Source organism: Microcoleus sp. EPA2 (assembly GCA_020882975.1).
Taxonomy (GTDB): domain Bacteria; phylum Cyanobacteriota; class Cyanobacteriia; order Cyanobacteriales; family Microcoleaceae; genus Microcoleus.
In genome coordinates this window covers 57,172-78,138 of the sequence record JAHRFD010000004.1, presented here as the reverse complement: position 1 = coordinate 78,138, position 20,967 = coordinate 57,172, and the positions used below count along the sequence as shown (strand labels likewise).

The 20,967-nt window shown below is 43.5% G+C and carries 20 protein-coding genes and 1 pseudogene; 9 read left to right on the top strand and 12 right to left on the bottom strand.

Going from position 1 to position 20,967, the window contains the following annotated elements:
• Nucleotides 1-15 precede the first annotated feature (15 nt).
• Nucleotides 16-1,533: a F0F1 ATP synthase subunit alpha gene (gene atpA, locus AAFP14_RS06095; protein WP_341731402.1), complete on the top strand. Its 1,518-nt coding sequence runs from the start codon at nt 16-18 to the stop codon at nt 1,531-1,533.
• Nucleotides 1,534-1,883: 350 nt separating this feature from the next.
• Nucleotides 1,884-2,834 (top strand): F0F1 ATP synthase subunit gamma, encoded by a 951-nt coding sequence (locus tag AAFP14_RS06090; RefSeq protein ID WP_341731401.1) that lies wholly within the window; start codon nt 1,884-1,886, stop codon nt 2,832-2,834.
• 143 nt (nt 2,835-2,977) lie between these two features.
• On the opposite strand, the gene AAFP14_RS06085 is transcribed toward AAFP14_RS06090, so the two are convergent.
• A complete protein-coding gene (locus tag AAFP14_RS06085) occupies nt 2,978-3,286 on the bottom strand; it encodes a DUF2442 domain-containing protein (RefSeq protein WP_341731400.1) in 309 nt (102 codons plus the stop codon).
• A pseudogene (locus tag AAFP14_RS06080) lies at nt 3,267-3,380 on the bottom strand (DUF4160 domain-containing protein); the annotation flags it as partial. The pseudogene AAFP14_RS06080 and the gene AAFP14_RS06085, both read right to left, overlap by 20 nt.
• A gap of 231 nt (nt 3,381-3,611) precedes the next feature.
• Between AAFP14_RS06080 and AAFP14_RS06075 the strand changes: the two are divergent.
• A complete protein-coding gene (locus AAFP14_RS06075; protein ID WP_341731399.1) occupies nt 3,612-3,980 on the top strand; it encodes a hypothetical protein in 369 nt (122 codons plus the stop codon).
• A gap of 36 nt (nt 3,981-4,016) precedes the next feature.
• Here AAFP14_RS06075 and AAFP14_RS06070 read toward each other — a convergent pair whose 3' ends face one another.
• Genes AAFP14_RS06070 through AAFP14_RS06055 form a run of 4 tightly spaced genes read right to left on the bottom strand, consistent with a single transcriptional unit; the run spans nt 4,017 to nt 5,028 of the window.
• Nucleotides 4,017-4,229, bottom strand: a complete 213-nt coding sequence (locus tag AAFP14_RS06070) for a helix-turn-helix domain-containing protein (protein WP_341731551.1) — start codon at nt 4,227-4,229, stop codon at nt 4,017-4,019.
• 56 nt (nt 4,230-4,285) lie between these two features.
• The gene (locus AAFP14_RS06065) at nt 4,286-4,498 is read right to left on the bottom strand and encodes a helix-turn-helix domain-containing protein (protein WP_341731398.1); all 213 of its coding nucleotides are present in this window, start codon (nt 4,496-4,498) and stop codon (nt 4,286-4,288) included.
• A 52-nt stretch (nt 4,499-4,550) separates the two neighbouring features.
• Nucleotides 4,551-4,763 (bottom strand): helix-turn-helix domain-containing protein, encoded by a 213-nt coding sequence (locus tag AAFP14_RS06060; RefSeq protein ID WP_341731397.1) that lies wholly within the window; start codon nt 4,761-4,763, stop codon nt 4,551-4,553.
• 52 nt (nt 4,764-4,815) lie between these two features.
• Nucleotides 4,816-5,028, bottom strand: a complete 213-nt coding sequence (locus tag AAFP14_RS06055; protein ID WP_190735550.1) for a helix-turn-helix domain-containing protein — start codon at nt 5,026-5,028, stop codon at nt 4,816-4,818.
• A 271-nt stretch (nt 5,029-5,299) separates the two neighbouring features.
• Between AAFP14_RS06055 and AAFP14_RS06050 the strand changes: the two genes are divergently transcribed.
• Nucleotides 5,300-5,701: a hypothetical protein gene (locus AAFP14_RS06050; RefSeq protein WP_341731396.1), complete on the top strand. Its 402-nt coding sequence runs from the start codon at nt 5,300-5,302 to the stop codon at nt 5,699-5,701.
• A gap of 254 nt (nt 5,702-5,955) precedes the next feature.
• Here AAFP14_RS06050 and AAFP14_RS06045 read toward each other — a convergent pair whose 3' ends face one another.
• Nucleotides 5,956-7,950, bottom strand: a complete 1,995-nt coding sequence (locus AAFP14_RS06045; RefSeq protein ID WP_341731395.1) for an ATP-binding protein — start codon at nt 7,948-7,950, stop codon at nt 5,956-5,958.
• Nucleotides 7,951-8,128: 178 nt separating this feature from the next.
• Between AAFP14_RS06045 and AAFP14_RS06040 the strand changes: the two genes are divergently transcribed.
• The 4 genes from AAFP14_RS06040 to AAFP14_RS06025 all read left to right on the top strand — a co-directional run bounded on the left by AAFP14_RS06040 (nt 8,129) and on the right by AAFP14_RS06025 (nt 11,536).
• Nucleotides 8,129-8,686, top strand: coding sequence for a hypothetical protein (locus AAFP14_RS06040; protein ID WP_341731394.1), 558 nt, complete (start codon nt 8,129-8,131; stop codon nt 8,684-8,686).
• A gap of 7 nt (nt 8,687-8,693) precedes the next feature.
• Nucleotides 8,694-9,266, top strand: coding sequence for a hypothetical protein (locus AAFP14_RS06035; RefSeq protein WP_341731393.1), 573 nt, complete (start codon nt 8,694-8,696; stop codon nt 9,264-9,266).
• A 116-nt stretch (nt 9,267-9,382) separates the two neighbouring features.
• A complete protein-coding gene (locus tag AAFP14_RS06030) occupies nt 9,383-9,880 on the top strand; it encodes a DUF29 domain-containing protein (RefSeq protein WP_341731392.1) in 498 nt (165 codons plus the stop codon).
• Nucleotides 9,881-10,354: 474 nt separating this feature from the next.
• Nucleotides 10,355-11,536, top strand: a complete 1,182-nt coding sequence (locus tag AAFP14_RS06025; protein WP_341731391.1) for a YcjF family protein — start codon at nt 10,355-10,357, stop codon at nt 11,534-11,536.
• A 58-nt stretch (nt 11,537-11,594) separates the two neighbouring features.
• Here AAFP14_RS06025 and AAFP14_RS06020 read toward each other — a convergent pair whose 3' ends face one another.
• A complete protein-coding gene (locus AAFP14_RS06020) occupies nt 11,595-13,847 on the bottom strand; it encodes a hypothetical protein (RefSeq protein WP_341731390.1) in 2,253 nt (750 codons plus the stop codon).
• 368 nt (nt 13,848-14,215) lie between these two features.
• Between AAFP14_RS06020 and AAFP14_RS06015 the strand changes: the two genes are divergently transcribed.
• Complete coding sequence (locus AAFP14_RS06015) at nt 14,216-14,728, top strand: phycobiliprotein lyase (RefSeq protein WP_341731389.1); 513 nt, start codon at nt 14,216-14,218, stop codon at nt 14,726-14,728.
• A gap of 127 nt (nt 14,729-14,855) precedes the next feature.
• Here AAFP14_RS06015 and AAFP14_RS06010 read toward each other — a convergent pair whose 3' ends face one another.
• The 4 genes from AAFP14_RS06010 to AAFP14_RS05995 all read right to left on the bottom strand — a co-directional run bounded on the left by AAFP14_RS06010 (nt 14,856) and on the right by AAFP14_RS05995 (nt 20,941).
• On the bottom strand, nt 14,856-15,524 hold the full coding sequence (locus tag AAFP14_RS06010; RefSeq protein WP_341731388.1) for a hypothetical protein: 669 nt from the start codon (nt 15,522-15,524) through the stop codon (nt 14,856-14,858).
• A gap of 142 nt (nt 15,525-15,666) precedes the next feature.
• A complete protein-coding gene (locus AAFP14_RS06005; RefSeq protein WP_341731387.1) occupies nt 15,667-18,240 on the bottom strand; it encodes a DUF3769 domain-containing protein in 2,574 nt (857 codons plus the stop codon).
• A gap of 539 nt (nt 18,241-18,779) precedes the next feature.
• Nucleotides 18,780-18,896, bottom strand: a complete 117-nt coding sequence (locus AAFP14_RS06000) for a photosystem II reaction center protein I (protein WP_341731386.1) — start codon at nt 18,894-18,896, stop codon at nt 18,780-18,782.
• Between the two features lie 83 nt (nt 18,897-18,979).
• The gene (locus AAFP14_RS05995; RefSeq protein ID WP_341731385.1) at nt 18,980-20,941 is read right to left on the bottom strand and encodes a hypothetical protein; all 1,962 of its coding nucleotides are present in this window, start codon (nt 20,939-20,941) and stop codon (nt 18,980-18,982) included.
• Between the last annotated feature and the right edge of the window lie 26 nt (nt 20,942-20,967).

Genomic DNA, 20,967 nt, shown 5'->3' with positions numbered 1-20,967 from the left:
CACATAATAACTGACATGGCAGCAATCAGACCCGACGAAATTAGCAACATTATTCGCCAGCAAATTGAGCAGTACGACCAAGAGGTCAAAACCTCTAACGTTGGTACTGTTTTGCAAGTAGGCGACGGCATTGCTCGGATTTATGGCTTGGATAAAGCTATGTCCGGTGAATTGCTAGAATTTGCCGACGGCACCGTTGGTATTGCACTGAACTTGGAAGAAGATAACGTCGGCGCAGTGCTGATGGGCCAAGGTTTGGGAATTGAAGAAGGTTCGGCAGTTACTGCTACAGGCAGAATTGCAGAAGTCCCCGTGGGAGAAGCCATGTTGGGACGGGTAGTTGATGCTTTGGCCCGTCCGATTGACGGCAAAGGCGATATTAAAACTACTGAGTCTCGCTTGATTGAATCTCCGGCACCGGGGATTGTTTCTCGCCGTTCTGTTTACGAACCGATGCAAACAGGGATTACCGCTATTGATGCGATGATTCCAGTAGGTAGAGGACAACGGGAACTGATTATTGGTGACAGACAAACTGGTAAGACTGCGATCGCGATCGACACGATTATCAACCAAAAATCTGAAAACGTGGTTTGCGTTTATGTGGCGATCGGACAAAAAGCTTCTACAGTAGCTAATATTGTCAACGTGCTGCAAGAAAAGGGCGCAATGGACTACACAATCGTAGTAGCAGCCAACGCTAGCGACCCCGCCACACTGCAATATTTGGCTCCCTACACAGGTGCTAGCTTAGCCGAGTATTTCATGTACAAAGGCAAGCACACTTTGGTCATTTATGATGACCTTTCTAAACAAGCACAAGCTTACCGCCAAATGTCCCTGTTGCTCCGTCGTCCTCCAGGTCGCGAAGCATATCCAGGAGACGTGTTTTATCTGCACTCTCGCTTGCTAGAACGGGCTGCTAAATTGAGCGATGATTTGGGCGAAGGTAGCATGACAGCTTTGCCAATTATCGAAACCCAAGCTGGTGACGTTTCTGCTTACATTCCTACCAACGTAATTTCGATTACCGACGGTCAAATCTTCCTGTCTTCTGACTTGTTCAACGCTGGTTTGCGTCCAGCAGTAAACCCTGGTATCTCGGTATCGCGGGTAGGTTCTGCGGCTCAAACTAAGGCAATGAAAAAAGTAGCCGGTAAGGTGAAATTGGAATTGGCACAGTTTGAAGAATTGGCTGCATTTTCTCAGTTTGCTTCGGACTTGGATAAAGCCACTCAAAACCAATTAGCCCGCGGTCAACGGTTGCGCGAACTGTTGAAACAACCCCAAAGTTCGCCTCTACCAATGAACGAACAAGTTGCTGTGATCTATGCCGGAATTAACGGCTACATGGATGATATTCCGGTAGAAAAAGTCAGCAAGTTTACTGTTGGTTTGCGCGATTATTTGCGGACTACTAAGCCGAAGTACGGTGAAATTGTTCAAGGTGGTAAGGCTCTGACTGATGAAGCTGAGAGTTTGCTGAAAGAAGGCATTACTGAATTCAAGCAAAGTTTCCTAGTTTCTGCGTAATTAGTCTTTAGTCATCAGTCATTAGTCATTAGTTAAGTTTCGATCCCCCCTAAGCCCCCCTTATTAAAAGGGGGGGACAAGAGTGTTCAAAGTCTCCCGACTATCAGGGAGAGAATGGAAGCATTCAAAGTCCCCTTTAAGAAAGGAGAAACTAGAAGCACTCAAAGTCCCCCTTCTTAAGGGGGATGCGAGGGGGATCGAGACTTCGAGACAAACGAGAGAGGCAGAAGGTTTCAGTCTTACAGTTGATACAAATCGGCTATGCCATGTCTCTACCGTACCTAAATTTAAAAACTGATGGCTGGGAACTAAGAACTCAGAAATAAAAGCTAAGGAAAAAGGAGAAAATTATGGCAAATCTGAAAACTATTCGCGATCGCATTAAGTCGGTCAAGAACACTAAAAAGATTACAGAAGCAATGCGCTTGGTGGCTGCTGCAAAGGTGCGCCGCGCTCAAGAACAGGTTACTGCAACTCGGCCTTTTGCCGATCGCCTCGCAGAAGTATTGTACGGTTTGGCGGAACGGTTGCAGTTTGAAAACTTGGATTTGCCGCTGTTGAAGAAACGGGAAGTTAAGACTGTGGGGCTTTTGGTCGTTTCGGGCGATCGGGGTTTGTGCGGTGGCTACAACGGAAACATCATCAAATACGCCGAAAATCGTGCCAAAGAACTGAAAGCCGAAGGCGTAGAGTACAAATTTGTGTTGGTAGGACGGAAAGCTACTCAGTATTTCCAGCGCCGGGAACAGCCGATCGATGCGACTTACACTAACTTGGAACAAATTCCAACAGCACCGGAAGCAGCGATGATTGCTGACGAATTGTTGTCGCTATTCTTATCAGGAACTGTGGACAGAATTGAGTTAATTTACACCAAGTTTGTGTCGTTAATTAGTTCTCGTCCAGTGATTCAAACCTTGCTACCTCTCGACCCCCAAGGTTTGGAAACTGCTGATGATGAAATCTTCCGTTTGACTTCCCAAGGCGGAGAGTTTCAAGTATCCCGCGAAAAGGTTTCTGCACCTAAGAAGAGTTTACCGCGCGACATGATTTTCGAGCAAGATCCAGCGCAAATTTTGGATGCTCTTTTGCCATTGTATTTGAACAACCAATTGCTGCGGGCTTTGCAAGAGTCTGCTGCGAGTGAGTTGGCTGCGCGGATGACGGCGATGAATAATGCTAGTGAGAATGCTAGCGATTTGATTGGTAGTTTGACGCTGACTTATAACAAGGCGCGGCAAGCGGCAATTACTCAGGAAATCCTGGAAGTTTGCGGCGGTGCTGAGGCTTTGAACGGTTAGGTTAGGGTTGACAATTTGTTGATTTTATGCTATGCGTCTGGGGGAACTCAGGCGCTTTTTTTTTGAGATAATTCGGCGGTTGAAACCGCTGCTACACACACGAAGTCCGCCTGCGCGGACTAAGAATAAGAAGGACATTTAAATTAGACTGTGTTCCCACGTTCTTCTAACCACCGCTGAAATGATTTCTGACTTTCTCCAGATGGTTTACCGAGAATGATATTTTTGACGCTAATATCTTCGTCAATATCAGGCCAGTGGATTCCCTGATTTTCACCAATAAATCGCCAATTATTGCGCTCGATCGGTGTACCATGCAATAGCCGAGGATACCAAGCTAAAGGAACAGAAATAGTACGACCATCGGATAGATCGACTGTCAGCGCATCATCTGTAAGAACTACCTGTTGCGCTTTTGGGATTTCTAACAATTCAACCATTAAAGAAGTCATTCCAACCTGCTAGCAACTGCTCTTGATTTTCTTCAACAAGTTTCTGAATACCATTGATTTCTGTACGGCTGAAGCCCTTGTTATTTTGAAGGCGAACCGGACTAAGCCAAAACTTAGCTTCTTCTCGATCGCGCTCAACGTCAACCTGTGGTGGTTAATCCCGATCGCCCGCATAGCAGAAGAAACGGTATGGGCCGACTCGGAGTAACGTAGGCATTCAGACTTATCGATCGCAAAATTACTTCTCTATTTTAACGGATGCACCAGCTTTCATCTCTGATATAGTCGAAGTATTGAACCCGATTGTGCGATCGTCTTTAAAAAAATGACTAAAAAAATCTGGATTGTCTACAAAACTGAAAGCATGAGTGCTCCCGGCTGGGAAGAACGTCAACTCATGCCGAGGGGCGGTCTAACTAATATACTTTGGGAGAATTGGACTTGGGAAAAAAATCCAGAAATTCCCCAAGTAGGGGACAAAACGCGCGATTATGAGAATCTATCTGACCCCGGTAATGGAGTAACTCACGGAAAAGATGGAGATTGGGTTATTACTCGCGTTCAGCAGTTTTCTGCTTTGGATAATGAAGAGCGAATTGTAGTGTGTTACTGTTCTTACCAACCTGTTACATCTGATTGGGAAGCGTTGCAACAAAGCGAGTCTGTCGATCGAATTCTGGCAACTGTCGAGTAATATTGACTGGATAATTAGTCTGTAAAAAGCGATCGCTCACTCCTGCACAATTTCCACCAAATCTTCGATCGTGACATCAAAGGTGCGAGCCAATTTGTGTATGGAAATGAAATCAATAGTTGACACTCCCGGACAGCGGGCGTAGTGTCTGACGGTGCTGTAAATTACTCCCGATCGCTCTGAAACCTCTTTTAGCGTCCAACCTTTCTCAGCAGCGAATTCTCTGACTTTTAGTCTAACTAAACCCATACTTGACAAATGATGGTGTACCATCATGAGATATTTTTATCCCAAAAGGCGATCGCCTATTCTTTGACTACCTCAACCAAATCTTCGACCATCACGTCAAAAGTACGTGCCAGCTTCAGCAGACAAGTAAAATCAACCATCGCCATTCCCGCAGAACGTGAATAGGTGCTGAGGGTGCTGTAGTTGACTCCCGATCGCTCTGAAACCTCTTTGATCGTCCAGCCTTTCTCACCAGCAAATTCTTTAACCCGCAATTTTATTAGACCCATTGCCAGACCACTAGATTTAGTTTTGAATAATTTTATCGTAAACAGCGATCGACTATTCCTGCACAATCTCATACAAATCTTCGACCATCACGTCAAAATTCCTCGCCAACTTGTCCAAGGCTGTGACGTCAACTGTTGCTAATCCGGGCGATCGGGCATAGGTTCTGAGCGTACTGTAGACTACGCCCGATCGCTCGGAAACCTCTTTGATCGTCCAGCCTTTCTCGCCAGCAAATTCTTTAACCCGCAATCTTATTAGACCCATTGACACACTACTAGATTTAGTATATTATAATTTAATCGTAAAAAGCGATCGCTCACTCCTGCACAATTTCCACCAAGTCTTCAATCATTACATCAAAAGTGCGAGCCAATTTGTGTATAGAAATAAAGTCAATGGTGGACACTCCCGGACAGCGGGCGTAGTGTCTGACGGTGCTGTAAATTACTCCCGATCGCTCTGAAACTTCTTTCAGCGTCCAGCCTTTCTCGCTAGCTAGTTCTCTGACTTTTAACCTGACTAAACCCATACTTGACAAATGATGGTACACCATCATATGATGGTTTTATCGTAAAAAGCGATCGCCCCAACGTCGGCAAAACTTAAAGACGATCGCCTATCAAAGTTCAAACCCCATCAATGGGGATTTATTAACCATCTGAAATTCCCATCAAGTGGGATGTACCAACCATCTGAAATTCCCGCTAATTGGGATGTACCAACTATCTGAAATTTTCATCAATTGGGATGTACGAACTATGTTAACAAAATTTTCGCGAAAATCAACCCCCAGAAACAGATTGAGCCGGTTTGTCACAAAAGAGGCGATCGCGCGGCTGCTGAAAATCAAGGTAGAACAGATATATCGCTTCGAGTGCTGGGCGCACATCCTCTACGTGCACGCCCAAGGGATGAGTCGGTTTGTGAGTTATGCCGACTTTCCGCCTGTTTTGGGAGTGGAATCGCCGGCGGGTTTAGATTTTGGTTATTGGAAGCGGAGGATGGCGAGTGTGAAGCAGAGATACGCGCCGGATTTTTGGGTGGATTTCTATGGGGAGAAATTTCAGAAAGCTGTTTCTGTTGCTGAATTGTTGGAGTGGGGAGAGTTGGTTGGGGTGATTAAATTGATGTTAAGTGCGATCGATCTTGAGTCGCTGCGAAAGATTTACGCCCAAGAGAAATCTCTGCTGGAACATTTTTAAATTATGACTAGAACACGGGTGATTAGAAACCGGGTTTTTTTGAGAAAATACGGCATCCCAGCCTTTAACTAAGTGAAAAACCCGGTTTCTGTGGTTTTGATGCGTCGATGAATGTGAATCCTACTCTTTCTACTACGCCAAACCCTGCGATACAAACCCCGCCCAATAATGGGGACTGACAAACGGCAATTTTTACCGGCTAAGCAACTCTAATGGATAACGAAATCCAGCCTATCTATGTTTATAGTTTTTAACTATCGGGTTCGTTTTTTTGATGATTGTGAAACTAAACTACTCAAACCTTTTTTCCAGTGACAGTGGAAAGTTTTATGTATTAAGTCTTTTAAGCAAACGACTTGAATATTAGAATTATGACATGAACCATATCTGTTTTGTATATTAATAATTTCACAGCCAATACCTTTTAAATCATTAGTAAAGGAAATTTCTCCAACATAATCTCCATCATCCACAGGATTACCATCTTGCACAGATTCATCGAGTTTCCAACATACAATCTGATCGGTGACTACCAATGGATGGTTAAATAGCTCATCGCTTGAAAATGTATATTTATATTCCAAGCCTTTAAGTTCTTTTTTTAATGTATCATCATTAAATTCAGCGGCTAAACTATCAATTCCTTGACCGCAAAAATTTAAAGGTCTTAACCAAAACTTAGAATAGCAAGAATTGGCAGGAATCAGATGAGCTAACAATGTATATAATGCACCTACTCCATGTTCTTCTCCGACACTAGGAACAAAGAACTTTTTGTCTTTTAAAACTTCATGATCTAAAATATGAAAATAATCTCTTTGAATGATTTCTGTTTTAACTTTATTGAATTGCTTAACTTGAACTTCGGTCTTTGATTCACTAACTTCACTTCCGATTCTCTGTATCAACTCTCTAAAAACTTTGCTGTCATTCCAAGCTCGATCTAAAAAGCTCTTAATATGTTCTAAAAAATGTTCATTCCTTAGAGTTTTAATTGACGTTCCGCTTAAAGAATTTCTGTCCGTTACTAGCTGAAAGGTACCGTTAATCATCAACACATAATGTGTCATAGCTTTACCATCACTTAAAACCATATAATCTTGTAATAAACTATGATTAAATATTTCATTATAAGAACATATTTTTAGGCCTTCCGAACAAATAAAGGTTCCTCTTTGTGAACTAAACCCAATACCTGACTTCTTTTTTCCTTGGCGATCTAACTCTTCATAATATTCTAAAGCTCTTCTGTTTCCATCAATAGCCAATACTAAACAGTAGGTAATGCCGTCAAATTTAAACGGCTGGGCGCTACGATAATAAAATCTACCTGAATTAAGTCTCTTTATCTCTGTTGGCGATTTCCTTGAATATTCTTCCAAGCCTGGAATAATAAAGTCTTGTTTATCAATTTTATCAATATATGGATATCCCGAATTAATCTCTTCTAATTGACTTTCCCTGCAGTTCCAAAGAAAAAGCTGGCATTTATCGTTATAGGTAGAAGATGAAGTTTTAAAAGTTTTAGCGTCTATTGCCCTAAACCCTGTTCTTTCGTGATCTAGGATTCTGACATCTCCATGTCGGGTATAAAATTTGATATAACTTTTGATATAGGGATACTTTTTGTCGGTACCGTAATAGCTGGAAAAATTATCAATTTCTAAATTTTTCACAAGTATTAGGGAGCCAGTTGCAAGATGTGATTGGAAATATTTTTGGTCTAAATTATCTAGAATACCTACTGTTCGAGCATCAGGTTGCGGTAGTAGGCTCTTTAAAGTTAACCACGGTTCCATATCTTCTTGAATATCAATGTTGTCTTGTTCAGAATCTAAAGTATCTCTCGGATTATCTATAATTACGGAACTCCAGCAAGATTCATTATCCTCTTTACATCGGGTAATGAGTGCAAATTTTGCTGAAGCAAAGCAAAGTTTTGAGCCTTGGCATTTGTAACCTATAGATTTTCCAGGAGTTTTAGTTGAAAGACCTATTGAGAAGAAAGCATCTATTGGAGTTACTCCATTAACTTTTTTTTCCGAGCTTATACCAATCCCATTATCAATAAATATAAACCCGTCATATTGAAGTAAAGGATAGATTTCAATAGCCGATGCTTTAGCATCATAGGAGTTTGAAATAAGTTCTCGAATTACTTCACAGGGATCTTTCCTATTAACAGATAATTCTAATAAAGTATGTTTGTAATTAATCCGGCAACGAATTTTACGATTATTTTTAGCCATAAAAAATTGAATAGAGATTTTTTTTATTATTTATGTTATTGTAATAATTAAGTTTATCATCGCTCAGTAGATTTGTCAAGCATGGCAAATAACAAATAAATCAGGAGTTGAGATACATGGTCAATGGTGAAAAACTGGTCTGAAGAAAGCCGTTATCAAAAACATAACTGAAAACTGCTTGATAGCTGAGGATGTGGAGTTGGTGATATTTGTCTTTTTTTTGGTCAAAGCGCGATCGCCCTTATTGCCAACAGCAACATTAGCCACTAACCTTAGTAGTGGATTATCGTTAAATTCTGTTGTGACACAATCATTTTCAAATAATGTTCCCAGCCCTCGTTTTTCCAATCAGTCCCCTGGTAGTCTAGATGATGAACTTCGATCGGCAGATGAGTTAGGCATCAGACCCGTTAAAGTGGGAGAAGCAGGATTTGACGATATAATTAATGAAGGGACTGTCAAATGGGCAGTAACAACAGAGCTAGAACTCCTTGTAATTCCGAAATTTTTAGATGTTAGCAATGAAATCTACCATACGGTTATAACTCTTGGTGAGCCTGTCTTGGCTGCGGGAGAAGCCGAGATAGTCGGCAGTGACGGTTCGTATATTTTGCTAACAATCAGCAATCACAGCGGGCATTTTAGACCCACTTCAGAGAGCTTAGAACTAGGAATTACAGCCTTTAGGCAGCAAGGAATTGATACAAGTAATGCTGATATAGAATATGTGGAGTAGATAAATTATGACTCAATCTCCTACGACAATATCCGTCGATCGCATCCTAGAACAAGATGCCGAATCTGTACTGATTTGGATAAACAACATATTTTCAGGTCAAACCGCCCAACCACAAGACTTTAACTGGCTGTTATTAGCCGATGTTGCCTCTGCTAAGGCTCGAAAAGGTGAAAATGAGTCAGGTTTGTGCGATCGCACATGGGCACAAGTAGCAACGACAATTTACGATAACCTATCTGAAGCCGCAGAACAGAAAAAACCAGGTAGCGGCGAATCTTTTAGGATTTCCTCAATGATGCTGCGGGCTGGGGCGATAGGAAAACTCGGAGTAATTTCCGACGATCCTGTTCTCGATGTTAACTTAATTCTACAATGGTTTTGGCATAACATCAAAGAGTCGCGGGAAGATGTGGAAAAAAAGGCAGCTAATTGGCAAACCCTACCCATTGCAGACATTCGCGAATTAAGACAACTTAAAAATCGATTCAAAGTTATCGCTGCACTCGCTGACACTGATAAATATGTTTTAGATGAAGAACTCAAAACTTGGCTTTCGCTGCGGGAGAAACTACCATAAGTGCGATCGCACTTATTGCATAATTCGGCTCATTTGGGCCCGTAAAGCTAACTTCAGCGATAAATTATCGAATATGTTACACTTATGTGTAGAGAAGAGAAAGGGAGTCAAACAAAATGACAACTATCCAATCAATGACAACTGCAATAACCTCGCTTTATGAACGGGATTTTTATCTGTGGTTACAGACAACAATCAACTTATTAAAAGAGGGAAAGTTTTCTGAAATAGATTTAGAAAACTTACTAGAGGAACTAGAAAGTATGGGGAGAAGCGATAAGAATGCTTTAAAAAGTAATTTGAGGGTACTTTTAATGCACTTACTTAAGTATAAATATCAGCCAGAAAAAAGAACAAACAGTTGGGTGTACACCATTCGCGAACATCGTAAACGCATCCGAGATACCTTCAAAACCAGTCCGAGTTTATATCGTTTTTTTGAAGAAATTTTTAATGAATCTTATCAAGATGCTAGGGAATTAGCCGCAGATGAAACAGGTTTATCTATTCAGATATTTCCCCCAGAGTCTCCATTTACTGAAGAAGAAGTTCTTAATCCTGATTTTTTATCGCCTGAGTGCGATCTGCCTGAAAATCCTGAGAATATTGAATAATGGAATCAGATATCTTTCTCTGTACCGATCGCTTGCTAGCTTAAACTACATTATATAACCTTTCATCCCACATTCGCGACCCAAAAGTCTCCTCCAAGCGTTCCACCCGTTCTGAAATCAAATTGCTACAATATCTTTGAGACTCCTCAGTCCGCGTAGGCGGACTTCGTTTGTATAGCCCCGAATTCTATTCGGCGGGCTTAACATTAACTTCGTTTGTATAGCCCCGAATTCTATTCGGTGGTCTTATACCAATTTTTTATGAGGCTGCATAGAATCTGATCCCCCCTAGCCAAGAGGGCGGGCACGGGGGCACCGCCCCTACTAAGGGGGGGACAAGATTCTTCTCAAAGTCCCCCTTCTTAAGGGGGATTTAGGGGGATCTAGATCTGTGCAACGACCCATTAAATTGGTATTAAAATTAAAAATGAATGTTTAATCCAGACTGAATATCCCACCATTCTAGAAACCGCCATGTCAGACGACTTTTCCCTAGACGACCTTTTAAACAACAGTTACGACGCTTTCAAAGACGCAGAAAATAACGTGGGACAGTGCAATGTTTTAGTCATCGGTAAAACAGGCGTAGGCAAAAGTACCCTGATTAATGCTGTGTTTCGCCAGCGCTTAGCAGAAACCGGAGTCGGCCGCCCGGTTACTCAAGGTATCCGCCAATATACCAAACCTAATTGCCCGATCGCAGTTTACGACACTCCCGGGCTCGAACTCAACGCCGAACAAATTAAAATTATTCAATTAAACGTTGCTAAACTGATTGAAGACCAAAGACTCCTGCACCCCAAAGAACACATACACGTCATCTGGTACTGCATCAATCACGGCGCAAATAGAATAGAATCCGTGGAAGAAAACTGGCTAAGAGAAATGGAAATCATCGATGTACCAGTGATTTTAGTTCTCACTCAAACTACATCGAAAAAACCCAGCGAGTTTTTCAAGCAACTGGAACACATGAATTTACCAGTCAGTCAAATCATCCCCGTCATGGCGGAACCGGAAGAAATAGATGAGGACTATACAGTAAAATCTCACGGTTTAGACAAGTTGGTCGATGCCACTTTTCAACTGCTACCAGAAGTAGCTAAAAAAGCTTTTGTCAAAGAGCAAATTGCCAATATTGCACTTAAGTCTGATATGGCATTTAAATATCTCAGTGCCTATGTTGCAGGTTCTGCGATTATCGGTGCGACTCCTATACCCTTTGCTGATGCGCCAATTTTGATGACGATGCAAACGGCAATGATTGCAAATATTACTGTGATTTTTGGAATGCCTTTTGATCAGGGGTTTATCTCGGCGATGCTATCAGCTATTAGCGGCAGTGGTGGGGTTACTGCTGTGGGTAGAAGCATAGTGACTAATTTGATTAAAATGATTCCCGGTGCTGGTACAATTGTCGGTGGTGCTATCTCTGGTGCTACGGCAGCAACTCTCACCCTGGCTCTGGGTTTGGCTTATATTGAAGTGCTAAAAACTTATATGAAATCTCAAATTAATGGAGAACAAATCTCTTTGCCACAGTTAACTAAAATGCTGGTGGATTTGTATAAGGAGTATGCAACTTCTGGACGCAAAACTTTGCTGGATGATAAGCAGAATCAACCGAAGCCTCCTAATCAAATTGACATTCAGTAAATTTAGGATTGGTTATTTTACTTGTAAAAGTGCGATTATTTAACCATCGCCACATTAACTAATGACTAGGGACGGAGGACTGAGGACTATTTTCTAACTTTAAAAAATGTACCTGTCCCGAAACTTCCCCCGCCACAATTGTCACCCCATCCGGTGCAATAGCACAAGCTTTCAACGCACTATCTCCTCTAAAAATAGCAATTACTTCTCGACTTAACAAATCCCAAACTCTCAGGGTATTGTCATCAGAAACAGAAATCACCCTAGTCCCCACCGTCGCCAAAGCTGTTACCGCATCCCCATGACCAGCTAAAGTAAAAATTTCCTTTCTACTTGACAAATCCCAAACTTTGATAGTGCTCTTTCTACCCCCAGAAATTGCCCATTTACCATCCGCTGTAACTGCTACAGCATTTACTAAATTATCATCACCTTTGAGAGTGAAAAGTTGATTTTTTACTACTAAATTCCACAGGTCAGCCAAACTATTTTTTTCGGTTCCCAAACTCCAAATTTTGAGAGTTTTATCACCAGCCGCAGAAATTAAGCGTTTACCATCAGGAGTAACTGCAACAGCTTTTATCCCGTCAGTATGACCTACAAATGTAAAAATTTCTTCTCCTGTTTCCAGACTCCAAACCTTAATAGTTTTGTCACCGGAACCCGAAATTACCATCCTGCTGTCCGCAGTCACAGCCACAGAATTTATCCAATCTGTATGACCTGCAAAACTCTTAATTTCCTCTCCTGTTGCCACATTCCAAACTTTCACCGTTTGGTCACCGGAACCCGAAATTATGCGCTGGCTGTCTGGGGTGACAGTGATTGCCTTAACCCAATCTTTATGACCAGAAATAGTCAAAAGTTCTTCTCCATTTTCCAGATTCCAGACTTTAATCGTGTTGTCGCCAGCACCGGAAATTGCTTTAGTACAATCCGGTGTCACAGCCACAGCATTTACGGAGTCATGATGGGCTAAAAATGATACATTTTGTGTTTCTGTTTCTAAACACCAAATTTTGAGAGTTTTGTCAGAGGAACCAGAAACTATCCGTTTACCGTCCGCACTCACCGCCACAGCATTCACGGGGGCGATGTGATCCGTAAAACTGAATATTTCTGCTTTGGTTTCTAGATGCCAAACTTTGATAGTTTTGTCACCGGAAGCAGAAATTACTCGCTGGCCATCGGGAGTTATTGCCACAGATTGGATGAAACTGTCATGAGTTCCTAATGTAAATATTTTCTTTCTTTCTCTCAAACTCCAGACTTTTACAGTGCCGTCATAACTACCAGAAATAATCTTTTCTCCGTCGGGGCTAACTGCTACTGATTTGACCCAATCCCGATGACCAGTCAGAGTAAAAAGTTCTTTTCCAGTTTCTAAATTCCAGACTTTGATGCTGTTATCGCCGGAACCGGAAATCAACCGCTTGCTGTCCGGTGTTACTGCTACTGATTGTACAAAACTTGTATGACTTTTGAGGTTAAAGATTATTTCGCGGTTTTTTAAATCCCAAACCTTAATACTGCCATCCCAGGAACCAGAAATTACTGCTTTGCCGTCGGGAGTAACTGCTACAGCTTCTACGGCAAAGGTATCGCCGCCAAAGGTAAATACTTCTTGTCCTGTTTCTAGGTTCCAAATCTTGATCGTATTATCCCAAGAACCGGAAATTAGTTGAGTGCCATCGGGGGTTATTGCCACAGCATTAACGTAGGTAAGATGACCTGTGAGGGTGAAAATTTCCTCTCCTGTGTCTAAATGCCAAACTTTGATATTATGGTCGGATGAGCCAGAAATTACTCGCTTACCGTCGGGGGTAATTGCTACAGTTTGTACCCAATCTGTATGTCCGGTGAGGGTGCGCTGCAATCTTCCTCCCGGAGGGGTAAAACTGGCAGTTAATGGTCGGAACCAGGGGTATTTTTGGTGTTTTGCTTGGGCTAGTAGTGCTTGAATTTCGGGATTTTCAAAACACATCAAGCGGGCTATTAGTTGTGTGGGTAATTGGGTATTGTCTTGGGCGATAATGTGGGCAGAAATTCCCAGGGTTTCTTGGATTAATTTGAGGGTTTTTATTTGGTGATTATCTGTGAAATTCGGGATGTTTATTGCTAAATTGTAATCTTCTATTAGGGGCTGCACTCCCGATGCTGACAGCTTGGTTTGAATAAAATTGTAATCTGTTAGTAAACTGTATAATCGATGGATTTCGGAATTGGCGGCTAACTGACTGGACTCGATTTCTAGTTCGGGCATTTGTGCTGCGGGCAGTATGCGCTCTGACCCTGGCGTAAACTCGCTCATAAATTTTTGGATGTTTTTGTCAAATGTAGGCGATCGCTAACTGCACCTTGCTAAAAACACGATTGAGAAACTTGTCTCTTTGGTTAGCATGACATATTTAATTTCTGTTTGCTACTGGTAGGGCACTGAATCTTGGTAATTAAAAATTATATCATTATTTGAGTTTTTTGATTCTTGTTAATACATCCTGCTGACAGGATGATTGTCCCTCGGTTGCTGTCTCTGGTATTTTGCTGTAGCCAAAGCGCCCTCTACGGTTACTTAATTTGATTAATTTCAAACTGAAAATTCTTTGACAGCTTTGCAGGTGTTCCCCATTCCTTTAAAATATACAAAATAGAGAAGTATTGAGTTCAGAGACAAAATTCATGGATGTTATCGAGTTTTTCGAGCTAAGTGCAGGCAAATGGTTTTCCCAGCGCACCGTACACTATCTCAATTCCGGGGAATTGCAGGCTGGCAAATCTGAGGTCAAAATAGAAATACTGACTGCTACCGAACCCGCAGTCGTGAAGCTGTGCCAACAGCACTCGATCGATCCGAATGCTACTGGGTTAACTAGCGTTAGGGTGAGTTGGGAGGGTACTCCCGATCGCACTGAGCAAAAACAAATCGGTTCTACAATATTAGCCGTCTTACCCGATGCCGACAACCCCAGGGAAGGCAAAGTGCTCCAAGACAAGGGCAACACTCGCTACGTGATGGGCAGTGATGACGTGCTGACATTGATTACGGAATCTGAAACTATCCATGCCGAAGAACGCCTCTGGTATCTCATCCCCAACCTCCGACTGCGTACCAGTGTTGTCAAGGAAGCTAACGGTACTGAACAAGCTTCTTTTTGTTCAGAAATTCGGATGGGAGCAGCCCCCAAAAAATAAATTTTTTGTGATTTGTGATTTGTGATTTGTGATTTGTTGTTTGTTGTTTGTGATAACTAATAATCAATAACGAATAACCCCTAACCAATTTCTCCCGTTTGCTTCGCCCAGTGCCCTCCGGCCCGTATCAGACTTTTTTTCTTCTTTCTCCCTTTTTTCGGCGGCCTTCTTTGGCAATAGCTTTTAACTTGGAGTGAAAATCAGTATGTTTGACGATGGGGACTGATTTTTCAACCAATGGCGAGGCGACTGAAATATCAGCTTCGGCTCGATCGGCCACAGCAGTTACTGCCAAATCTTCATAAATTACAACTTCGGCATTTTCCCTGGTGAGATTGACTGCGGACAATTCGGATATTTCCTCAGTGTCTACTTTGGGGAGTTCTGCATTGTCAGCGGGATCTAACTCAACATCTGGAGTCGGAAGCAAATCTAGTTCTAACCCACCTAAATCGGCTTCTGGACTAGGTAAAAATATCTGTTCTTCTGACCACTTAAAATCAGTTTCTAGCATTAAATCTTGAGGAAAATTACTGCAAACTAAGCGTTCAAACTCGCCATTAAAATGATAAATAGGTTGGTTTAAACGCTGCCACATACTCAATATTTGTGCCACAGAAACGGCTTTGTAACGACCTTGATAAAGCGCTTCAATCACTGCTAAACGGAGCCAATGGCTGGGATAATTAGTCAGCCATTCGCCCGCCAATTTTTCTGCTTTCTTGCCACCTAGGTCAAAACCATAGTGAACCAGCAGAGCCGCTGCTTGTGCAGATATTGCCGTCACTTCTGTCATTGGTTAGTTGTTATTTGTTAGTTGTTATTTGTTAGTTGTTATTGGTTAGTTGTTATTGGTTAGTTGTGATTGGTGATGGTTTAGGGTGGGTCATTTTTTTGACTGGAAACACCCCCTAATTAATCACCAATAACTAATTTAATTAATCGGATAAACGCACGCCTCCTTCTACACTTCGCACATCCCCACCAAAAGATTCTGGAGTGCCATTCCAATTGAAGTCGCTAATCCTAAAAGTCAGGCTACCGACTTGACGTTCTGGATTAAAACGTAAAATGATTGCATAACTGCGGCGACTGTATTCCAAAGTGTAATTTGTACTAATGGTTTCCTTGGTATCTAAATTAATGGCACTTTGAATTCCGACTCGAAACCCGCCATAAACTTGTTGGACAAGTCCAAAGGAAAGGATTCTGACGTCTACCAGGCGATCGAACAAAAATGGGGATAGACCATCCCGTCCTACCTGAGTGTAAGTCACGTTAAACCCAGTGTAGTCCAGGAAAGGGCGGGAGAAATGACCGAATTGTCCTTGAATGCCGACACTGCCGGCGAGAGAATTTTGTCGATCGTCACTGCTGTAAAAACTCCCAACACCACGGATACCCAAAGCCAGTTTCACGTAAGGAACCACGGGAGTCCGCGTATACTTCAAACCCTGGGTAGGAGTGCGGGGGAGGGATTGACCCTGCCATAGGGTAAAGTCGCGGGTTAAGGCGGCGCTCAGTTGTAAGCGGCTCAAATCGATGCGGTTATTTTCCCTCACAGGTTCGAGCAAGTCAAATCTGTCGGTGTCTGCATTGATAAATTGATAACCGGCTTGGTAACTAAGATTAATGCCAGAGCTGCCCAGGGGGATGATGGGGGAAGTGAGAACAACTCCCAGGCTGCTGTTGACGGTTTGAAAGCCTAGAGAACCGTTAAAGAGACGATCGCGATAGCTATATTCCCCGACCAGAGTGTGAGTGCCGATCGACTGCCGCAAACGCAAATTACCCCGAAAATCATTTTCAGCTAGATTCGGGAAATTATCAAAATTGAGAAATATTGCCGAACCGTCGAGCCTAGTACGGGGGCCAAGGGCCGCCGTTAACTTCGCTTTCAGGCCGTAACTATCCGGGGAAAAGGGGCTACCGCCGTTTTTTTCGATCGCCCGCTGAAGATAAACCTGGGGAGTCAAAGTCAGCCTGACTGGTCCTGCTTGCAGTACATCCAAAGCGCACTCAGCGTACAAACCACCGCGATCGCCACCATCGAAGCCAAAGGTCAAACATGGGCCATTGCGCTGCTGACTGTCAAACACCTGTCGGCGAGGATACACAGGTATTTTCACCCGGTTGTCGAACACCAAACGAGGTTTAGTTGTGACCAATTCCTCCGCCGTGGGGGAAATCCTTCTAATCGTCGCCGTCTTGGCGCGGTATTCCAGTTCCGGCGGAGAAAAGGGGTCATTAGTAATCCGAATATTAGTAGCCACCCTGACGCCATCGGGTCGTAGTTCCAGGCGTTCTGCTTCAAAGCGCACGCGGTTAACGGCCCCAGTGATTTGGGGTGTGGACACCTGTCCGCCCTGTCCGCCACCGCCGAGGGTAAAGGTAGCGGCGCCGGGGGAGCGAACTCCGCGCACTGGCTGCTGACTGGTAATTCGATCGCTCAGGGGCTGATTGAGAATTGTCCCTGCACTGATATCTGTGGGGAGTGTGGGGGTTAACTCGCTACCTGCCGCGGGTAAGAACAGTTCACCTTTTGCCTGTTCGACGGCACCGGAATTGAGACCGAGATTAAAGTCCATCCGTTCCCCGCGGACTACTTGTTGGCCGCGGGTATAGGCGACATTACCGGATGCTATCACTTGGCGGGTGACTAAATTGACGATCGCGCGATCGGCATCAATCACCGTTTGTCGGAACCGCACCACCACATTACCAATAGCGGTAACAATTTGCTGCTTGTCATCAAACTCCTGACTATCTGCTTTCACCTCAATCGTATCTGCCGGATTCACAGGAAAAGGTACCGTCCGCTGGGAAGGTGGGGTGCGGACTCCTGGGGCTGGGCCTGGTTTGGGCTTCGGTTTTGGGGCTGCTGGCGTTCCGGGCGTTGGGGCAGTACCCGGAGTCGGAATTTCTAACTGTGGTTGTCCGCTTGGTGTTGGTTCCGGGGGTGGTTCGGGAACTGGAATATCCTGGGGTTCAGGAGGTGACTTATCTTCTAGTTGCAGCCCCTTTGCTTGATAACTGCTTTCATCGGGGTGTGAAACCTCTGCCGGTGGTGGTTCTGGTTCCCCCGGTTTTTTCTGGGTCAATAATGCCTCTGGGGTTGGTGTTGGATTCCTACCGGAAAGGCGATTTTGTGGCGGTGCAAAATGATAAGTAGTAAAGGAAGAGTCTTTGGGAGTTTCCCTGGTTGCGGTTTCTACAACGGGAGTGGGATTTTGAAATCTCAACTCTGCTGTGCCGTTTGCCACTGCTGCTAGGGGGTCGTCGATTTCTGAAGGCTGACCTGCTGCTGCGGTTGGGTTCAAGAGTCTGGCGGAGGGTGCTGGTTCGGTGGCTGGTTTTACTTCTGACAGAACTAGAGCTGGGCTTGGTTCCGGTGGTTCTGCGGAGTTGCTGCGGGTGTCTCTATCACTTGCCGCCACAGCGATGGCGACTTTTTTGGGCTTTGTGATATTGATGATGGCAGGGGGTTCTGGTGGCGGTACCGGATAGGGCATAGTTATAGCAGAAGGAAGAAGGAAGAAGGAAGATGGAAGATGGAATAAGGAATAAAATCAATGGTTTGAGCAATTGAAAACGTCCTAGTTACCTATTTAGGTTGCTATAAAGGAAGATGGAAGATGGAAGATGGAAGATGGAATAAGGAATAAAATCAATGGTTTGAGCAATTGAAAACGTCGTAGTTACCTATTTAGGTTGCTATAAATGTTTAAACAGAAATTTGATGTCTGAAATTTGCAGTGGCTGCGCTGCTTGGGATGCTGGCTGCTGTTAGAACTTGCTTTCACCACAAGATAACCTCACTGACCAGCGAGGTTAAGTTTTTTTAACTAATTTTTGATGGTTTGTGGGTTCATGGCAGGGGCTGCTGTGGCCCGCCCCTCATCTGCTGGATGGATTGCTCGCTTGTATCCAATCCGCTAGCATCGGATTTCTGTGGTTGAGTCAAGTGGCTACCAACACCTAAGTACAATTTTTGGTTTTTGGACTCACTTTGCACTGTCAACAGTCTTTCCGGTGCAACCCGACATGGCGATTATTCCATGTCTCTGCGGTTGGGGTTCCGAGCTGGGTCATTGGACAAAAATCCAAATATGAACAGGGAAACAAAGAATAGGACAACTATATTAACTGCGATTTTGAGGGTTAGCACTGTGGGAGTCTCCAAGAATGCGATCGAGCTGAGTGATTTGTTGCTGGTGCAACTTTTTTATCATATGTCAAAGATTAGCGAATTTAATCTTTGCTGTTGATGATTTTTGGGAAGTGGATTTTTGCCCATTCCCACAGTTGTTCGACTATTGTTTCTAGTCGCACCATGATGCGATCGAGCCATTCTAGCACTTGTTCTAGGGGATGCTTGATGTATCCCATTGATTCTGCTGTGGTTTCTAAGCACTCCTGTGCTTGTTCCTCTGGGTTTTTCTTTTCTGTTTCTTTGGTGATGCTGATGTATTTGCTGGCGGTTGCGCCGAACTCAGGGGTGGTTGCTGTTTCTGGTTGAGTTTTCTGTGTCTGGATCTGAGTTGATGCTTCTAGGTTGCTCTGTCTGCTATTTTTTTGAGTATTTTCTAAATTTGATGTTTTTTGGGGTTGACTTTTGGTCACTTTTATGTTAATGCTACTTTTGAGCTGGGCGAGCAGGTTTTGAATTGCCTCTGGGTATGGTGATGGAGATTTTGGTGTCGATCGACCAGGGGGCAATTTTTCGATTTCCGTATTTTCGGGCTTGACTTTTGTGCTTATTTGTGTTATTTTCTCTGGGGCTGGCGGTGCTGGCTCTCCAAATAGGTCTTGCCAATTTAGCCAAGGTCGATCGCCCTTGGTCTCGGTTTTTTCAGTGTTTTCCACACTTTTTTGTTGCAAAGAATACTTGATTGCTAGAGATTTTTCGGTATTATCGCTGGCTGCTGTTTCTTTGCCTAGGAGGTAGTCTACTGATGACCAAATCATCTGTTCGATGCTTTTGGCGTAGTTTTCAACTATGGAGCGGGTGCTTGGGCTCAATTTTTCGGTTGTTGGTTCTATCTGGGCTGGCTGGCGGTCTGTTAAGTCACCAGTAATTTTTGATACTTGGGGAATAGTGAATTCTTCGAGGTTGACGGCGGCGCGATCGAGTAATGTGACGAAGGATAGAGGATTGGTGGCTCGATCGAACTTACTATAAAAATCTGTGGTTAATTCTGATGTATGGTAGTCGATCGCACTGGCGGAGGTAATTGCCGGTCGATCGATTTTGACTCCGGTGATTGGCGCTCGATCGGTTTGGGCTATGATTAAATGGCGATCGGCACTGGCATTAATGGCTTTTTTCATCGCCAGGATTGATTCTCCAAACTGATTTCTTTTCAGCGCCAAGGGACTTGTTTGTACCCAAGCCATCAATTGCCAAAAACCGCGCACTGGCGGAAGTAGGGATTTTGCCGCAGCCTCTTCTAAGCCGAGATTAAATTTTAATTCTTTTTTAGCAATTTCTCGTCGCCCTGGCCCGGAGTTGGCGACTTCCCAAGTTATGCGACCTTCCAATAGTTCTTGCTGTTCCTGGGTTAAAATATCTAAAATCTGATTTTCTGCTCCCACTAATACTAAACTGCGGGCTGGTAAAAAAGTCGCAATTCCCCGAACTTTCGGTGTGGTGTTAACGGCTGCGCCATTGTTGATGGAAATTTCGGTTAGTGGAGTTTCTGTGTCTTGATGTTCTAAAACTAAATTCCTGGGAGTTTTGGCCAGGTTTCGGGTAAAGTGTGTTTGTGTCCCTAAAGCCTGTGGTGTCACTGGGGCTGGCAAATTTTCGGCTGTAATTACAAAGGATAAATTTTCGGATTTTGTCCTTGTTTGCGATGGGAGGAGTATATTTTCAGCCATGTGCACGATATCTACGATCGCACTTTCTGCGCCTATCTCCTCATCCCACCAATTTGGGGATGAATTCTGAGAAAATTTGAGATTTTCTCTTTCAGCAAATTCCTGCAATTCTGGTAAATCTATTTTTTGACTTGATTCCCGCAGTTGTCTGGCTAACATTCGCGAACTTTGCACCAGCAAGTATGCTGGATAAAGTAGAATTTGGGTAGTGTTAAGCGTTGCCGATTTAACTTGTCGCCAAGTGCGATCGCAATTTTCGGCAATTTGGCGGGACTGTTTGGATATAAATTTTAATAGTCGGCTTTGGTACGGGCCGTAGTTACTTGAAGACATAATTTAATTTGAGGTTGATTAAACCT

What these genes read in the sequence shown, in the direction of transcription:
- atpA (WP_341731402.1), top strand. Translation starts at nt 16, where the DNA reads ATGGCAGCAATCAGACCCGACGAAATTAGCAACATTATTCGCCAGCAA.
- AAFP14_RS06090 (WP_341731401.1), top strand. Translation starts at nt 1,884, where the DNA reads ATGGCAAATCTGAAAACTATTCGCGATCGCATTAAGTCGGTCAAGAAC.
- AAFP14_RS06085 (WP_341731400.1), bottom strand. Translation starts at nt 3,286, where the DNA reads ATGACTTCTTTAATGGTTGAATTGTTAGAAATCCCAAAAGCGCAACAG.
- AAFP14_RS06075 (WP_341731399.1), top strand. Translation starts at nt 3,612, where the DNA reads ATGACTAAAAAAATCTGGATTGTCTACAAAACTGAAAGCATGAGTGCT.
- AAFP14_RS06070 (WP_341731551.1), bottom strand. Translation starts at nt 4,229, where the DNA reads ATGGGTTTAGTTAGACTAAAAGTCAGAGAATTCGCTGCTGAGAAAGGT.
- AAFP14_RS06065 (WP_341731398.1), bottom strand. Translation starts at nt 4,498, where the DNA reads ATGGGTCTAATAAAATTGCGGGTTAAAGAATTTGCTGGTGAGAAAGGC.
- AAFP14_RS06060 (WP_341731397.1), bottom strand. Translation starts at nt 4,763, where the DNA reads ATGGGTCTAATAAGATTGCGGGTTAAAGAATTTGCTGGCGAGAAAGGC.
- AAFP14_RS06055 (WP_190735550.1), bottom strand. Translation starts at nt 5,028, where the DNA reads ATGGGTTTAGTCAGGTTAAAAGTCAGAGAACTAGCTAGCGAGAAAGGC.
- AAFP14_RS06045 (WP_341731395.1), bottom strand. Translation starts at nt 7,950, where the DNA reads ATGGCTAAAAATAATCGTAAAATTCGTTGCCGGATTAATTACAAACAT.
- AAFP14_RS06035 (WP_341731393.1), top strand. Translation starts at nt 8,694, where the DNA reads ATGACTCAATCTCCTACGACAATATCCGTCGATCGCATCCTAGAACAA.
- AAFP14_RS06030 (WP_341731392.1), top strand. Translation starts at nt 9,383, where the DNA reads ATGACAACTATCCAATCAATGACAACTGCAATAACCTCGCTTTATGAA.
- AAFP14_RS06025 (WP_341731391.1), top strand. Translation starts at nt 10,355, where the DNA reads ATGTCAGACGACTTTTCCCTAGACGACCTTTTAAACAACAGTTACGAC.
- AAFP14_RS06020 (WP_341731390.1), bottom strand. Translation starts at nt 13,847, where the DNA reads ATGAGCGAGTTTACGCCAGGGTCAGAGCGCATACTGCCCGCAGCACAA.
- AAFP14_RS06015 (WP_341731389.1), top strand. Translation starts at nt 14,216, where the DNA reads ATGGATGTTATCGAGTTTTTCGAGCTAAGTGCAGGCAAATGGTTTTCC.
- AAFP14_RS06010 (WP_341731388.1), bottom strand. Translation starts at nt 15,524, where the DNA reads ATGACAGAAGTGACGGCAATATCTGCACAAGCAGCGGCTCTGCTGGTT.
- AAFP14_RS06005 (WP_341731387.1), bottom strand. Translation starts at nt 18,240, where the DNA reads ATGCCCTATCCGGTACCGCCACCAGAACCCCCTGCCATCATCAATATC.
- AAFP14_RS05995 (WP_341731385.1), bottom strand. Translation starts at nt 20,941, where the DNA reads ATGTCTTCAAGTAACTACGGCCCGTACCAAAGCCGACTATTAAAATTT.